The 15475-nt window shown below is 54.5% G+C and carries 14 protein-coding genes; 6 read left to right on the top strand and 8 right to left on the bottom strand.

The window, feature by feature from the left end; genetic code table 11:
• Positions 1-10: 10 nt before the first annotated feature.
• The 3 genes from AC1DLV_RS22805 to AC1DLV_RS22795 all read right to left on the bottom strand — a co-directional run bounded on the left by AC1DLV_RS22805 (position 11) and on the right by AC1DLV_RS22795 (position 6133).
• Positions 11-2815 (bottom strand): TraM recognition domain-containing protein, encoded by a 2805-nt coding sequence (locus AC1DLV_RS22805; RefSeq protein WP_476836253.1) that lies wholly within the window; start codon positions 2813-2815, stop codon positions 11-13.
• A gap of 19 nt (positions 2816-2834) precedes the next feature.
• A complete protein-coding gene (locus AC1DLV_RS22800) occupies positions 2835-4676 on the bottom strand; it encodes a hypothetical protein (protein ID WP_476802426.1) in 1842 nt (613 codons plus the stop codon).
• Positions 4677-4861: 185 nt separating this feature from the next.
• Positions 4862-6133, bottom strand: a complete 1272-nt coding sequence (locus AC1DLV_RS22795; protein WP_476802425.1) for a hypothetical protein — start codon at positions 6131-6133, stop codon at positions 4862-4864.
• Between the two features lie 146 nt (positions 6134-6279).
• Here AC1DLV_RS22795 and AC1DLV_RS22790 point away from each other — a divergent pair, with 146 nt between their 5' ends.
• From AC1DLV_RS22790 to AC1DLV_RS22780, 3 genes are all read left to right on the top strand, one after another.
• Positions 6280-6882: a hypothetical protein gene (locus AC1DLV_RS22790; protein ID WP_476802424.1), complete on the top strand. Its 603-nt coding sequence runs from the start codon at positions 6280-6282 to the stop codon at positions 6880-6882.
• A gap of 407 nt (positions 6883-7289) precedes the next feature.
• Entirely contained in the window at positions 7290-7580 is a 291-nt protein-coding gene (locus AC1DLV_RS22785) for a helix-turn-helix transcriptional regulator (protein ID WP_476802423.1), read from the top strand.
• Positions 7577-8959 (top strand): HipA domain-containing protein, encoded by a 1383-nt coding sequence (locus tag AC1DLV_RS22780; RefSeq protein WP_476802422.1) that lies wholly within the window; start codon positions 7577-7579, stop codon positions 8957-8959. The genes AC1DLV_RS22785 and AC1DLV_RS22780 overlap by 4 nt, the downstream gene beginning before the upstream one ends.
• A gap of 88 nt (positions 8960-9047) precedes the next feature.
• Here AC1DLV_RS22780 and AC1DLV_RS22775 read toward each other — a convergent pair whose 3' ends face one another.
• From AC1DLV_RS22775 to AC1DLV_RS22765, 3 genes are all read right to left on the bottom strand, one after another.
• Positions 9048-9311, bottom strand: coding sequence for a hypothetical protein (locus AC1DLV_RS22775; protein WP_476802421.1), 264 nt, complete (start codon positions 9309-9311; stop codon positions 9048-9050).
• A gap of 130 nt (positions 9312-9441) precedes the next feature.
• The gene (locus AC1DLV_RS22770; RefSeq protein WP_476802420.1) at positions 9442-9717 is read right to left on the bottom strand and encodes a hypothetical protein; all 276 of its coding nucleotides are present in this window, start codon (positions 9715-9717) and stop codon (positions 9442-9444) included.
• A gap of 59 nt (positions 9718-9776) precedes the next feature.
• Positions 9777-10229 carry a hypothetical protein gene (locus tag AC1DLV_RS22765; protein ID WP_476836252.1) on the bottom strand — a complete coding sequence of 151 codons (453 nt, stop codon included), beginning with the start codon at positions 10227-10229 and terminating at the stop codon, positions 9777-9779.
• A 165-nt stretch (positions 10230-10394) separates the two neighbouring features.
• On the opposite strand from AC1DLV_RS22765, the gene AC1DLV_RS22760 reads away from it, so the two are divergent.
• Both AC1DLV_RS22760 and AC1DLV_RS22755 read left to right on the top strand, forming a co-directional pair.
• Positions 10395-11144 (top strand): recombinase family protein, encoded by a 750-nt coding sequence (locus AC1DLV_RS22760; RefSeq protein WP_476802418.1) that lies wholly within the window; start codon positions 10395-10397, stop codon positions 11142-11144.
• Positions 11141-12013, top strand: a complete 873-nt coding sequence (locus AC1DLV_RS22755; protein WP_476802417.1) for a hypothetical protein — start codon at positions 11141-11143, stop codon at positions 12011-12013. The genes AC1DLV_RS22760 and AC1DLV_RS22755 overlap by 4 nt, the downstream gene beginning before the upstream one ends.
• A 182-nt stretch (positions 12014-12195) precedes the next feature.
• On the opposite strand, the gene AC1DLV_RS22750 is transcribed toward AC1DLV_RS22755, so the two are convergent.
• Positions 12196-12633 carry an acetyltransferase gene (locus AC1DLV_RS22750; RefSeq protein ID WP_476802428.1) on the bottom strand — a complete coding sequence of 146 codons (438 nt, stop codon included), beginning with the start codon at positions 12631-12633 and terminating at the stop codon, positions 12196-12198.
• Positions 12634-12775: 142 nt separating this feature from the next.
• Positions 12776-14014: a Fic family protein gene (locus AC1DLV_RS22745; RefSeq protein ID WP_476802416.1), complete on the bottom strand. Its 1239-nt coding sequence runs from the start codon at positions 14012-14014 to the stop codon at positions 12776-12778.
• Between the two features lie 790 nt (positions 14015-14804).
• On the opposite strand from AC1DLV_RS22745, the gene AC1DLV_RS22740 reads away from it, so the two are divergent.
• Positions 14805-15473: a hypothetical protein gene (locus AC1DLV_RS22740; RefSeq protein WP_476802415.1), complete on the top strand. Its 669-nt coding sequence runs from the start codon at positions 14805-14807 to the stop codon at positions 15471-15473.
• Positions 15474-15475: the final 2 nt, after the last annotated feature.

Genomic DNA, 15475 nt, shown 5'->3' with positions numbered 1-15475 from the left:
GAAATCCGTGCTAGTCGAGTTTTACGAAGTCAACTTTTGTAAGGCCAGCGCGGCTGACGAAGGCCAAGGCGTGACCCTTGGTAAACTGCATCATGTCGGTAGTGTTTATGTATGGAGCGTCGCCACCTGTCTGCATTTCTCGCTGAATCGCATCTTCTTTTGCGACGAAACGATTGTGCTGTTCGTTGGCGTTACTTGCTTCGTTGTCAGATTTTGCGACCTCTGTACTCATCCGAGTTCCAACGTCAATATCCTGAAACCGACCCGCAAGTGGGTTCTGGTTACGAAGACCGTCGGTGAACCTCGGGACAAGCGCGTCAATTAGCTTAATGCCTGGTAGTGACGGTTTGCTGTCACCTCGCATGCGAAGAAGGCGGTCGAATGTTGCGTAGAAGTTCGGTGCGTAGGTATGACCTCGATAGCCAACACCTGCGAGCTTAATGAAATACTCCTGAGTGTCTGGGTCTTTGGTCGGGAAAACGACTTTCGAGACCATGTTATTCATTATGTTGTTGGCAGCGATTACGCCAAGCGACTGATATAGCGCCTGCATTGACTGAGTGGCGGCTACTACAAAGACCCCGGAGGCGCGGGCGACGTTGAGGAACGAGCTGTCTGCCTTTCCACCTTCTCCAGTGGTCGCGAAGCTCTGGTACTCGTCGAAGAGGGCCATAACCGAGGACTTGGTGGGCTGATCGCGAATGTGAATGAGCTCAGCAATTCGTTTCTGAACGCGCCCATAGTTGCGGCGAGAAGACTCTGCTTTGTCAGGCGGGCAGCTAGCCAAAAATTCTGGAGACGGTGCAGCAATGGATAGATCGCGGACCTCGCGCGTAAATTGGCGAAGCCCCATTGAAATGTCTCTGAGCTCAATAATCGTCAGATTCTTCATATCAGCTGTGTCGAGCGTCCCCTTCTCGCTCGGAAATAAAGCCTTGAATGCTTGGATGCCCCTATCGACCTCGCGATCGAGGAGGTTTCGCAGCTTGGTCAGCTCTAAACTACGAGCATTCAGTTTGTCGAAGACGGCTTTGCATTCCTCGACGCGGGTCAGGATCTCCGCAGCCTTGGCAGCCTTTGTAATGCGGCGCTGTGCAAGGACGTACAGGCGGCTCTTGATCCAATTTGCAATGATCAGCCCTGGCTTGGAATCCTCGGTTCCTGAGATTCCGATGCCGATTATCTTGCCGTCGAACGCTTCGTCCAGATCGACAAAATTGACGCCATCGATTTTACCGGATGCGAATTTCGTCGCGAGCTCTTTGGTGCCGCTGAGCTGATCGAGCGTGTCGGTGATGTTGGACTGATAGGAAGAACGGGTTTCTGGCGCATACGTCTTCCAAGTCTCCTGGAAGAAGCGAGCAGCTCCCACTAGCTCATCAGGATAGACAGCCTGCTGGTTGTCAAAGCCATCAATGATTTTCTTCGATATTGCTTCGTACAAGCTCGGCTCCGTAGTCAAAGCCAGTAGCCCTAGCAGCGAATACGGCTTGTATGGACGACCTCTCCAGATATCTCCTCGGGCATCTTTCTCCAAGAATTCTGCCATGAATGCAGCATGTTTGATGGCGTTGGCAGCACCCAGAATCCACTTACCACCCGAGTTATCAGGGCCAGCCATCTGCGTGGCGATCATTAGGAATGCGTCGGAGACCTCAACTGGTGACATTGAAGCCAGCAGATCGATACCGAAAGCGCCATCTTCGGTGCCGATGAGGATGAAGTCCTTCTTGCGATGAGGCGGAAGCGCGTTGCGAAGAACGAACGGCAACTCGCCCTTCCCATCAAAGATGACAGCGCCCATCTTGTGGCCTTTCCAGTCGGCCTCGAAAACCTGGCGGAAGACCGGAATCAGGAACAAACGGGTTTTGCCTGAGCCTGTTTCGCCGAAGCAGATCATGTGCTGGCGAAGGCTTTCTCCATCCCAGCCGATTACACTCCCGCCTTGCGAGGCCCCTCGGTAGCCGCGGTCGGCAAATATGCCTGTTGCTGTTCCGAGTTTGATGAAAGGGAGGTCCTTTAATCGGCCGATCGCGTCGTAGGTTGCTTTCGCATAGGCCTCCATGACCTTTTCTCTGTCTACTCCCGTGTTCTTCCAGAGGTACATGCCTTCACGGGTTGGAAGCGACAAGTGATGGGTAAGGGCATGCTTGTATCGAAGCCAGGTCTTGTTCAGTGACGAAATCATGCCAAGCGGGATAGCGAGCACGCCCGCTGCGACGGTAAATGCGAGGCCAATTAACAACGATGATCCGCTGTTGATTACAGTACCAATAATCCTGGAAATAAAATCCACTACCCAGACGATCGCACTTGCCGTAACGGCGTGAAACTGCATCGCAAGGGGTAGTTCCCAAATCCATTCGCTAACGGACCAACTGGGCATGTCCATGCCGCTCTTGTAGATGCTGGCTGCCACGGCCAAGCTGGAGATGCCAGCAACGATGAACTTAGCGGACTTCCACGATTTTGAGAAAGCTTCACGGACCATCGCCGTGATGTCAGCAGCGGTCACGTGCCTGTAGCCCAGCAGTGTCGGGTCATCGCCATTGGGAAGCCGACCGTCCCACACTGGGAGCACGCGCATATCGGCAGGCACCTCGTAAAACATCCAAGGGGCGATTTCGCCGAATTCTGCTTCCCCGAACTCCTTTGCCTTGCCTGCGAGCAGGTAATCGACGTTGTTCTGGATCCCACCCTTCCGCTCGAGAGTGCGTTTTGCGACCCTGCGAATGCCTTTGGTGATCTGGCGGTCGATATAGGCACCATAGCGGTCCCTGGCGGCGGCAGTTTTCTCGCTAATTTTCTTCAACATGAGTTCCTCCTCCTTGTTCTTATTGCTTTGCGAAGAGCGACTTCAGTAGGTCGGCGTGACGGCCGAGGTCTTCGTATTGGCACTCACCGACATACGGCAGCCCAAAGACAACCGAGCAGGCGAAGCTTCGGCCGCGGATTTCAACGATGTTCAGGTTGAGATTGCCGTCGACATTAGCGGCCACCAGGAACGTGTCGTCTTTGCCTTCTGGCAGGATGACAGCACCACCAGTCGACAGGGCTGACACGTTCTTTTCATTGGTAAAGAAGCCCAGTGGGCGAGCCATGTGAGCAGGCTTGTCGAGCTTTGCTACGGCCTGCCATTTGCTCAATCCCTCGCGTGATCCGCCATACGTGCTGAAATCGCGAAGCACGGCATTGAAGAAGCCGAAATACCCTTCACGATCCATCGCGGCATCGCCGTGGAAAGGTGCAGACCCGTAGAACGAAAATGGTGCGACCAGAGCCGAAGCAGGTGGGGCATTGTACAGCGACCTGACCGACTGCTCGTAGGCGCTGATGTCACCAGCGGAGCAGTCGCCGTGTTCAGGGCCGAAGATGGTCCGACAATGACCACGGGTGACGAGCCTTGCAGCTGGCTTGCCATCGACAAAAGCAGCGACCACGTACTCGTCTTGCTTGCCCGTCGTCGAAATGACGGTCCCAGTTTCCATAGCCTTGATGGCGCTCGGATTCTTCCAAAGGCCTTGCGCGATCACGGTCTGAGGGAAGGCAGACAGTGAAGCGGCCGCCTCCCAAACCTTTGCGTTCCACGAGAACCTAGATTCGTGTCGCAGGTTTTCCTGAAGGAACATCAGTGTGGTGTCGAAATCATTTAGGGAAATTGACTGATCTGACGACGGGAGATTGAGATACCAGTGCTCAGGAATGCCGCTGGGTTGCGCGTTTTCAACATGCTGTTCGATCGGAGGCGCGTACATGCTCCTAACAATTTCGGGCACTGCATCAGATGCCGTGAGCCTTGAGCAGCTTTCGGAAAGAGGGGCCCCGATGACGGTCGAACATCCTGATCCAGTCATCAGGTTGATGCTTGGCACCCCATCGATATAAGCAGCGGCGACAAACTCAGTACCGTCGGCAGACCTCGCGACGATGCCTGTCGCGGCCATAGCCTCGGTATTGCTGTGGGATTTCCAGAAGCCTATCGCGGGGACGGTTGGAAGCGTCGTGTCCTTGACCTCAGCGACAGTAGCTTTTGCATCCTGCCATGCTTTCCAAAGACGGGTGTCAAATTGGCCGTATTGGCTCTCGAGGGAGCTAATTTCGGTGATCTTGCTCTGCTGCTGTTTGAGAGCCGCGCCGTTTTCAGCAGCTACTTCCTGATGAAGTTCGACAGCCTCCTTAAAGGCCGCCACATTGAGACTGCCAGTACGAGCAGCTGGCAAATTGTTCAAGAATGCCCAGCGAACATGACCCTGCGTGCCATCTGGGAGAGTGATTGCAGAATTTGGGTCGAAGCCGATCGTCGACTGTAACAAATTGGCGGCGTTACCTGGTGTCCTGGTCGACATCAATTCCAATGGGGCGGCCGACACCATCCAGCTGGTGATCGCTAAGGCAGCAACACCCATTGCAAGCACAGGCCCATAAAACACTGTTGACCGAAGAAAATTCGACATTTGAACGAAAAGCACTTGGCCCTCACCTGCGACCATATCGATGTCGCGCGAAAAGCCGTCGAAGAAGGCAACCCCTTTCCCCCTTCGACCGCTGTTGGCTTCTGCCTGCGCAGCTCTGGACGATTTGAGTGCGTTCGGAACGTCAATCTCGGACGGCTCCAAAACTTCGTCATCCGAATCCACTCTGGTGGCGACTTCCGCCGCTCTTTTGAATAGTTTCATGTTTCCCTCACTCATTTGTCGATGAATAAACATCGTCTAACAAAAGTGTGAGTTCTGGCGGCGAAAGTAACAAGAGTTATTTGTTAATATAATGAGATTGTCCAAGAATGGTGAATGCATAAAATTGAGATACGCATCAAAAAGCCGAGCGCATAGCTCGGCTTTGTCATTTGTTGGCCGATAATCTATGCGACCGCTAGCGCGCGTTGTTTTTGAGCGTCCTCGATCTCAGGTTGCTCGTGTTTAGGCTTCTCAATGGGCGAACAGTCGTGATCATTTGCTGCTGCTGCTGCTATGCGCTCTACGAGAGTGGCCTTTTCACGTGTTTTCCATTCAACCTTTGAGCTGGCCTCCTGGGCTGCGGACGAAACGTCTTGTGTGACAGCTGCCGACCCCTCGCTGCCTCGCACGTGACCGAAGGTGCCTTGGCGGAAGTCGACCGAGATCTCTCCAGACGACTGGCGCTGGATGGAGATGTCCTGATCGGCGAATTCGGCCTTCACCTCGGCCAGGTGAGCACCTGAGTTTTCCTTGACGACACGGAAGGATGCCCCGTCGGCGTCAGATGCCGCTAAGCCATCCTCGGTGAAAATGACGGTCACATGGCGATTATTCGTTGTGGTGGCCCACTCCTGGTATTCGCTCTCTCCTTTGTGGGCCAATTGCACGCGCCTGAGTTCGTCAGCCGACAGCACGCAGTATTCGGTTTTTTCGCTTCCCCGGTGCTGTGTCTCGAGATCGGTATGGATGAACTCAAGAGCGCGATCACGGATGCTTGCCATCCCGTTGGCTACAATCAAAGCCTCCTGCAGATTGGCAACCACGTTCGCGGAGGCAGGATCGGATGCGTTGCCTGCCTCATAGCCAGCGGTGCCAATCCTGTAGTCGATGACGAATTCGGCCGGGCTAATGCGGTCGACAGTCATATCAAGCTGTTCAAGCTTAGCCTGGACGTCATCAAGGTTGAGATTTTCGGCATCGGCTCCACGGCTTTCCGCGGCCGCTATTGTCTCATGATATGTAAGAGCAGCCTCGTCGATTTCCGTCCGATAATGCTGCACCATCTCTTCTTCAAAGCGTCCTGAAAACGAATCCTTGCCATTGGTATGAATGACGGAAGGCTTGCCGTTCGCATCAATATCGAAGTCTAAGGTGACCTCGCCCCATGAGATTTTGACGCCTAAATCGTACAGGTCTTGGACATCGTAGTCGCAATCGATGGACTCCGGGATGGCCAGAGTGACGGAATGAGTGTCCGAAATGGGATCGTGCCGGAACTCACCATAGTTGGGCCTTGGAATCATCTCATCTTCTAAATAATCCGCTGCATAGTCTCGGTCCAGATCGTCGGCAGGTTCGTCTATAGCGAGCGCTTCATTCAAAATGTCTTGGTGTTGCTGTGTCCACTCCAAGTCGAGAGCAAGATTCCTGGAAAGTTTATCGTTCTGCTGATCCATGGGTCCTCCTTTTATTCATGTATTGCGTTTCGTAATTGTTGGAGGAGGATGCTATCGGCGCAAGGGGTATTCGAAAAATAGTTTGATTGTGGTTTGCAGTTTGATCGGCCAACGTTAGTTAAATCGATTGCGTAATGGAGGATAAAATGAAGAAGGCACTGCAAACGGCCACGATACCATTGAAAGCGCTACAAGCGATGCTTGAGGTATTCATTCAGATGGTGATGTCGCTTCTAAGATTTTTCGGGCTAGGATCTGGCGGCGGCATGGGTAGCAATATGGTCGCCAAAGCTCCTCCGAAGCCTGGCAAGGATGCATCCAATCCAGCTGGATCAGGGGAGTCGGGGCTATCGTTGGCCCATAAAATGGCGTTGGGCCAGATCGAGACCGTGTTGGCTTTCGCGAGCACAGCGGCCGACAAGCGCAAGGATTTCGACCTCAGTAAAATGCGGCCCATTCAACAGGCCTGGCTGCGTGCTTGCGATGAAAAAACGCTCGCGTCGCTTCAGAGCATGGATCCCGTCGCGGCACTAGATTTCGTGCTGGCTGAGACCGCAAAGGCTAAGGGCGCAATGACCCGTCACCTCCCGAAGGAAACTCGTCTGCACCTCGCAAAATCGAACCTATCGATCGTGGAGGAAATGGCGAGCGAGGGCCTCCTGAACCGCGGTCGCAAGAAGGACAAGGATGACCAGCAGCCTCGCGGTCGGCTAGCGGCAACACCGAGTTTTGGTCTCGCGATGGGATGAGGAAATTGAAGGTGGAATATCTGCAGAAATGAACGGCATTCGGTAGCAAACGCCACCGAAACAATGTTAATTATTTGATTTCACAACGAAAAGTAGGCTCTATTTAAGACCATCTATTGCGCTAAGAATTGCAAATTTGCGGTTAGGATTGGTGCGGATTTGCAGCTAGAATGTAACCCGGTGGCGACATTTCATTGAATTATCCATTGAAAGCCTTTCCGATCTACTCGTGCCTTCGTACTAGGTATGAGCCCCGTCCCACTCTTGGCTATGTGCATAATTTCCCGATCGGTAAATCTTCAGCCGAAATGGCTGCGCTGACGAGTTGAATTTCCCGATCGGGAAATTCGACTTGACTTCAGCTTCCCTCGTAGCCATTATTTACCGATCGGGAAATTGAGGATGTCATGCTCGTCAACACCGTCACTGATACCCATTCTCTTGGAAATCTGATCCGGGATCGTCGGCAAGCGTTACAACTTAGGCAGACCGACCTTGCTCTGGTGGCCAATGTGGGCATCAGGTTCATCGTCGATATCGAGAACGGGAAAGAGACCTGCCAGGTTGGGAAGGTGCTGCGCCTTCTCGATGTGCTGGGAATTCAGATGACCGCCACCAGCGCGCCGGTTCATTCATCGAAGCGGGACGACGAGCCTGAACTTGAAATCGACGACGACATGGAGTTCCCGAACCCATGAGAACCGAAACGCGTGAAGATGGCATGACGGGCGAAAAGCTCGATGTCTGGTTCGAGGATCAGTTAGTTGGGCATGTAGAGCGGCGCAGCAATTCCGTCCTGGATCTCGCGTTCCGGTACGACTGGAGTTGGATCGATTCCAAATCCAGCTTTCCGATCTCGACCACTATGCCTCTCTCTCTGAAAGATCATGAGCCTTCGATCGTGTATCCGTGGTTTCTGAACCTCCTCCCGGAAGGGCACGCACTCGCCACGGTCGGCAGCATACTCAAGGTTCATGAGCTGGATGTCTTCGCAATGCTCGGCGAGATGGGCCGCGATCTGCCAGGCGCACTCGACATTCGCAAAAGTGGGATCGATATCGCAGAGCTGAAGCCCCGTTATCGTCGATTGAGCGAAAAGGAACTAGCCGAAGTGATCCGACGCCTTCCTGAGCGACCGATGCTGGTCGGCGAGGACGGAGTACACATGTCGGCCGCCGGAGCGCAAGACAAGCTTCCGGTGGTGAGATACAATGACGGAAGTATCGGGTTGGCGCTCGATGGTGCGGCCAGCACGCACATCCTCAAACCCCGGAACACAAAGTTCCCTGCATCGGTGGAAAACGAGGCAGTCTGTCTTCGTCTCGCAGCCGCGGTTGGGTTGCCTGCGGCGAAGGCTTCGACCGGACGCGTCGAAGACATCGATTACCTCCTTGTCGAACGCTATGACCGTGTGATCGAGCAGCGGCGGGTGCGCCGCATTCACCAGGAAGACCTTTGTCAGGCAACGGGGTTTCCGCCATATCTGAAATACGAATGGAATAAGGACGTTGCACAGCCCGGTCCCGGCCTGAAACATTGCATGGATGCCTTGACCCAGACATCGGCAGCCGTGCTCAGCAAGCTACGCTTCCTCGACATGATGCTGTTCAATGTGCTGTGCGGAAACGTCGATGCCCATGCCAAAAACTATTCCATTCTCATCAGGCCAGGCGAGGTGTCGATGGCACCAATCTATGACGTGATGAATGGCGACATCTATCCTGGCGTAACCCGCAACCTGGCAATGAAGATCGCCAAGAAGCAACGCGGCTCGCACATCCATGGGAGGCACTGGGATAAGTTCTCGGAAGAGAATGGGCTTTCAGCAACCGCTGTCAGGCGCAGGGTAGCAGAGTTGTCGGCGGCGACGCTTAAGGCGCTACCTGGTGTCGTGAAGGAAATGGAAGCGTCCGATTTGAAATCCGGCGTTTACACAGAAATCGCAGGGTACGTGACATATTACTGTCGTCAGATGATCAGCAACCTGAAGACCGACCGTTCCCCTGGCGACGACGAAACAGAGGACCATTCAAGGACACCTGATGAGCCGTCTGAAGAGATTCTGATTTCCCCTTAGTTCTCCGGAATGCTTCCGATATTATCTCTCCTTCCACCGACCAAGAATTCGGTGGCCGCATTCCAAGACGCGGTCTAAGGCCATCGAATTAGGGCGCGCGAACTTCGAATGTCGTAATCGCGAGAGCTTCGGACTTGTTCATCTCGGCCAGGTGTTCCGGCATTTGTACGGCTTCCTTGCACCGGAAAGCTTTCTTCGTCGCATCGGGAGCAAGGGACGGTTCATAGACCTGGATCACCCTTTCGCTGGCGGCAACGTCTACCGCCAGAACCTTGATGCGGGCTTCAGCTTCTTCCGCCTCGAAACGCAGTGCTTCCCTCCTCCTCCTTAAGTCATTGATAACTAGCCTCAAATTCCCTCTCCTAACTGGATTGGGAACCCAGCATTTGCCTGGGGTTTGATCTGGTGGTCTTTGCTACCTAATGCCGGAAATGAAGAAGGGCGGTTACGAACCGCCCTTTCTGTTTGGTGCCTGGCTTGTTTCAGCTGGGGTTCGGGGCGGGTGCCTTTTGCTCCTCTCCAACGCCCGTACGCAGGCAGAGAAAGACAAATTTGAAAACCATCACCCCGCAGGCCGCTGGCAAAAATGCTTCCGGCAGTATCCAAAACGGAATATGCAGATCAGATTTTATATAGTCATGTCGGAACAGCCCGATCACGCCGAACCATAGTAATACCCAGAATATGAAGTCAAACCAGACTCCGCCATCGGCAAGACGATTCATCGTACATATGTAGAAATTAGACAATCGTTTCATAGTTCACCCTCCTTTTTGTTATCGGTGAACCTGAGTTTCGACATCAAACTATGCAAGCGTCAAGCAGCCACTTCCGCCGACAGATTTCCAGCCGAGAGTTGGCGGCGTAGTACGTTCATCCGAGCGACCGCCTCCAAATTTGCTTCGCGCTCGAGGTTGGTGATCAAGCCGCGGGCATTCTGCTCGACGTCGTCGAGGGCATAATACAAGTCGATGCCATCGGCCGAGTTGTCGAAAGCTGCCTGAAACTGCTGGCTGAGGTCGAGGTACACCGTGACGGCCTTCTTGTTGGTGTGGACGCCGATCGCGCCCGAGCGACGCTGTTCGTCGAGGTGCCCCAGCAGGTGCTGGATGTTGGACGTCTTCTCCTGAAGTCTGGCCTCCCAGTCTTTCACGCGCTTCGCGTTGACCGCAGCACGGACAGTTGCGCCGATGGCCTCGCCAAGGCCTGCTGCTGCCGCCATCCCAAAATTGGCTGCCATTATGCCGCCCAAGGCGGTCATCGCAAACATGGCTGATAGATCAGGTTCCCCTTTACGTGCCATCAGTTACCCCCTCCTCCGTTGCCGTCGATTTCAAGGAGGTGAATTGAGCCTCAAGCTCAAATTTCGTTCCGGATAACCGATCCCGTTCCTATGAAAACCGCCGATCTAATGATATGAATATGCTTATAGCATATGCGAAACCGTCATTCAATACCAGGTTTGTTTATCGTGAGATATGGTTACGCGCGCATATCGGGAGTGGAGCCTGATCCCGATCAAGAAATCATGGCCCTGCAATATGCGGTACCAAACGACTACATTGTCATTGAGAAAGTCGCTGGACAGGCTAGGTCTCGTCCAGAGCTTGAGAAGTTGCTCGAGACAATCCCGAAGGGTGCTGAGCTCTACGTTTTTAGTGTCGATCGGATCGCACGCGACGCAAGGCATTTGCTCGACATCGTGAAGGCGTTGCTGGCTAAAGACGTCATACTCGTTGTTTTAGAAGATCGCGTTTTTCCAGACGACTGGTCGGTGCGGCCCAATAAAATCGAAACCCGTTTTGCGCCTGGGTCAACTGAGCTTCGGATGCTTGAGATGTTTGCGAGCATGGAAACCGACTTGGCATCCGAGCGAACAAAACTCGGCCTCAAGACAACCGAAAACAAGGGCGGTCGCCGCCCATCACTGTCTGAGGAACAAATAGCCGAACTCAGAAAGCTGTTCGATAAAGGCACGACGCAAGTTGGGATAGCGCGCGAGCTCGGGGTCTCGCAGGCAACTGTTTCACGATATATCGCCGATCATATTTCGAAGAAAAAGAGGGCCGCCCCAATCCCAGTTGAAATCGCTCCCGCGGCTCGACGGCCTAAACGCAAAGAATATGAGAAAAAAGTCCGCGAGAAGCGTGAATCCGAAGAGCAAGAATCCGAGACGTCGTCGTGACGATCAAACTCAAGCGGCCGAGCGATGCTGAACGAGCTTTCGACGAGGAACAAGCTGCTCTCGATGCTGAGCATGTAAGCGTTGGCCAGAGCGAGGGCGGCTTTCTCAGAAAAACAGAGTTCAGGCGCCTGGCTTCATGCCTGGGTCTTTCAATGAGCGAACTGGCTCCCGTGCTGGGCAAATCCAAGCACACCTTGGCCTCCTGGAGCACGACCTGGCACACAATCGCGCCATCCCGCGAGATCTTAGACCAGATGTCCGCTCTAGTTTTGTCGCAGGCTCAGGCTTCGCTGGCTATCGGCAAGTCCGTCGAGGCTGCGACCCCGTTGTCCGAGATGGAGTTTCGCGCTGCAATCTTGGCCGAATACAATCTGAGGCTGATCGAGGAAGGCGAGAGTGCAAAGGTCAGGTTGCCAGGCCGAGTTGGGTATCTGGGCGTTGCAAGGGTCACCCTTCCTAAGGACCTGAGGTTCGCTCTGGCAGCTCAGGACGTAGCTAAAGCAGCATGGACGGAATATCGGCGAAGCCTGCAGGAGACGGGCCCGTCGCCAATGCTCGAGAGGGATGACCGAAAGAGACTGGTCGATTGGCTCGTTGGCGGTCTGAATTTTCCGCGTCAGAGGTTAGCCGACATGACGGGGCGAGCACTGCCGACTGTGAATTCTTGGATGGGGAAGTGGCCAGTCTCGCCGCCAGAATCCATTGTGCTGGACCTGCTGCGACTTCACCTAACATGGGCGGTCGAATACCGGTTGCAGGCCGATAGGCCAATAATGGAACGACCCGTGCCATCGGTGCCCGGCGAATGGATATTCAGGAAGTCGGAAGACCTGACTGATACACTAGGCATCAGGATTTCCCTGGAGTAGCCAATTGGCTGATGCTAGTCGATGGCCAGCGGCCGCGGCCGCGACGTCCCTCAGTTGGGGGTTTCAACCTTGCACCTGCGGGGTGCTCCAAGGCGGCTTCTGCGGCCTTTTGATTTACTGGCTGTCACCGATAGCTGGAAGAGATTCCGGATTCCTCGATCGTGTATCGGCGACCGATCAAATTAGTTTGTGTATTCCAAGTGGATGAGCGGATAAGGCCTGCCTTGCCCGTCGAGAGGCGAACGGCCTGTACGCCTGAACCCCATTTTTTCATAGAAGCCAACTGCTTGACCGTTCTGTTCATTGACGTCGGTCGTCATTTTTGGATGAAGCTCAAGGCCGTGGCGCACGAGCGCAGCGCCAATTCCAGTCCCGCGACAAGCTGGATCGACGAACTGTGCCTCTAGGTGTCCGTTGTCGATGAGCATGAAGGCGAGCGGGTAATCATTAGCATCCACGGCCAGCCAGAGCGGCGCTTGGGGCAGAAAGCCGCACACCATCTCGTCGATGGCAAGGCGATCCTGCGGCGATAGAAAATCATGTGTAGCATCGACTGCGCCCCGCCAGATTTCGACTGCGCGCTCACCATCGCGGCGGCGGGAAGATCTAATCGTAATCATTGTCGTCTCAAGTTTCATTTCAATTAAGTCAAGCGGCGCGCGTCCAGGATGCGAGCGCGGCATACATTGCTCGACCATCTCGGTCCTCGCACTAGGATTATGATCTCGCTTCTATTCGCCTGTGGCTGCGTGTTTATGTTGTCTAAGGCCTAAGCGCCGGATCTGGCAGCTCGGGCACATTCACCTCAGCGTCGGTGAACAAGTTCGGAAACAGGCGCTCCCGAAAATCCAACGGAAATGCGATCCGGACTGGTGCTTTCGGGCTGTCCGATTTCAGGAAGCCCTGCCTAACCAGCTCGTTCAAAGTGTTCCGAGCAGTCCTCTCCGATGTCTTGAGCACGAAACTCGCTTCCCCTCGAGCCAGTGATCCATGCTTCAGGACGGCCGAGATTAGATCGGGAGCACGCTTATCGTCGGAGGTGTCGCGCACGAGTGCGCGATAGCGATCCTCAAGGCGATCGAGGTCGAACATCGTGGTCGAGAAGCGGACCTGGTCGAGTGCGACAGTCAGGAACCAGGCGCAGAAGTCCTTGAGCGCTGCTTCGGACAGGTTTCCACGTCCATCGCGATCGCCTTGCCGGGGACTGTCGGCGTGATCCATCATACGTTTGTATTCGCCACGGTCCTTTAGACCACGAGCGAGACCGCGAGAGATCGACCACAGCCCTTGCCCTCCGATGCCTGCCTTTAGTGCCATGGCATGGGACATCAAGCGGGACACGCGCCCGTTGCCGTCTGGAAACGGGTGGATAAAGTTCAGTCGGTGATGAGCAGAAGCCATGGCAATGATTCTGCCGCTTGCTTGCCTTTCAGCCATGGCAAACCGCTTCTGGAACCATTCCAAGAATGTCTGCACTCTGTCGGAGGACGGAGGCTGATGGCGGCCGACTGTGACATCCTGGTCGGCCGAGGTTCGGAATTCGCCAGGCACGATCTCCATCGTTGTGCCGTCAGGACGCTCAACGAACCGGAATTCGTCGGGCATCTCCGCATAGAAGCGGCCGTGTATCCATTTGATGAAATCGATGGATGTTGGGCTGGGCAGCTCACCATGTCGATGCATGGCGTCGATCTCACGCTGCACTTTGACATGGGCTTTCGCCTCGAGTGCGAGAGCCCGTCGTTCGGGTTCGACCTCGGCACCTGCCAATGCCCGTTCGATGTCGCGTGGACGGGTGTTGTGGCCCTCAATGAGGTTCGAATAGTATGAGTTCATCATCCTGACGAGATCAGCCAACTCACCAGCAGATTCAGGATGAAGACCGCGGCCGAGATCGCCTGCTTCACGCTGGAGATCGACAGTGAGATCGGCGAGCCCAGCGGGGATGCTGTCCTCAAAAAATAGCGGCTCAATCCGCGATGGGGTCTCGATTAAGCTCATTTCTTGCCGATCTTCCGCAACTCTCAAAGGTTTGAATATAAAGCACTTCAAGCAGCTCATATCAAGTTTTTGCCGATATCAACTGCCGATGTTGGTTGCCGTTGTTCGAGCAGAACAGGAAATTGAGACAAAGAGGTCTTAGCTAGCCAGTTGAGCGGCGCTCCTCGGCCTTCGCTCGGCACCCATTTGTGAATTCCATTTCGATATTTCGCCGCCGGCGACAATAATAGTAGCAAAGCGGCCCGTACAACGGGTCTGGGAGCTCCAATATGACGAATTGGAGAGCATACGAAAGTGTTGGAGGTCGGTACGACCTGTCCCGTATCAACCGCCGCATTCAACTCAAATATCCTGGCACAGACGTCGCGGTCACTCCTGCGGAATTCGGGGCTGCCCAAGAGGCTGCACAACTGTTCCTCACCCGGCAACGAGGCCCAGGCGACACTTCCTTCCTACAACAGGAAAATGGTGCCTCCATTCAGTTCTATCCCAAGGATGCCAAAGGCAGATTCTGCGTCGAGATTGGTTCAATCGGCAACGGGGGCACTTTCGGGACAGTCACTCCGATGTCGAGGGAATTCCAGGTTGCCTATTCTAAGTCCAAGGATCCCGTCTGGGTCGAGGCCACTGTTTCACAACGACTCGAGATGCGAAATCAACGGCTTGGCATCCCTTATGAGCGCTCGACACGGTTGACACTTTCGGGTCAGCACGAGAGCATATCTTTACAGGAGGAGCCAACGAATGCAGTTGAGCAGCCCCAACGACAACAACAAAGAGGGGTCGCGATATGTTACTGAAGTGGGATCAGAATAGAGCCTGGAGAGCCGTAAAAACTGCGGCACCCGTCATCCTTGGACCGAGCTGGAAGGCCGTCGTCGAAGCGGAAACGCCGATCGATTTCGATTCAATCGCACGCTGGGAAGCGGGCGTGGTGAATCCCGGGCCAAACAGGATGATCCCAAGGCTCGAAACCATAGGAAATCTGATGCATGCCAAGGCGAAGGCCTTCGCCCATGCGTTGACTGGTGCCGAGCAACTCGTTGCAGCTTGGGAAGCCGAACTATCGGCCGACATGCGTACCCGAAAGATCGAGTCTGACGACGGATTTAGGGTGCTGGAGATCCTTGCCGTGGCCATGTTCGGCTCCCAATGGCAGCGACCTCTAGCTCTCCACCTGGCCACACACTATCGATGCTCGATCTCCCACTCCTCGTTTTCAGTCTGGAAGCGAGATGATGGCACGCAGGAGCGGCTCATCGACGTCCTGCAGAAACTGGTTCCAGACATGGCCGAACGCCGAACGTCCATGCAGCAATCCCTGCGGACTTACGAAGCCAACCTGGCGAGATTGAAGACCAACTTTCCGCCAAAGAAGACCGCAGTGCTCACTAGAAAACCGTCGGCGGTTATCGCGCACCTCCCGCAGGCCAATCTGCAAGTTGCTTTAGCTGCCTGAAC

It is taken from the genome of Aminobacter sp. 01T433 (assembly GCF_056398585.1).
The sequence above is the reverse complement of the archived record's forward strand: the minus strand, read 5'-3'. Positions and strand labels throughout refer to the sequence as shown.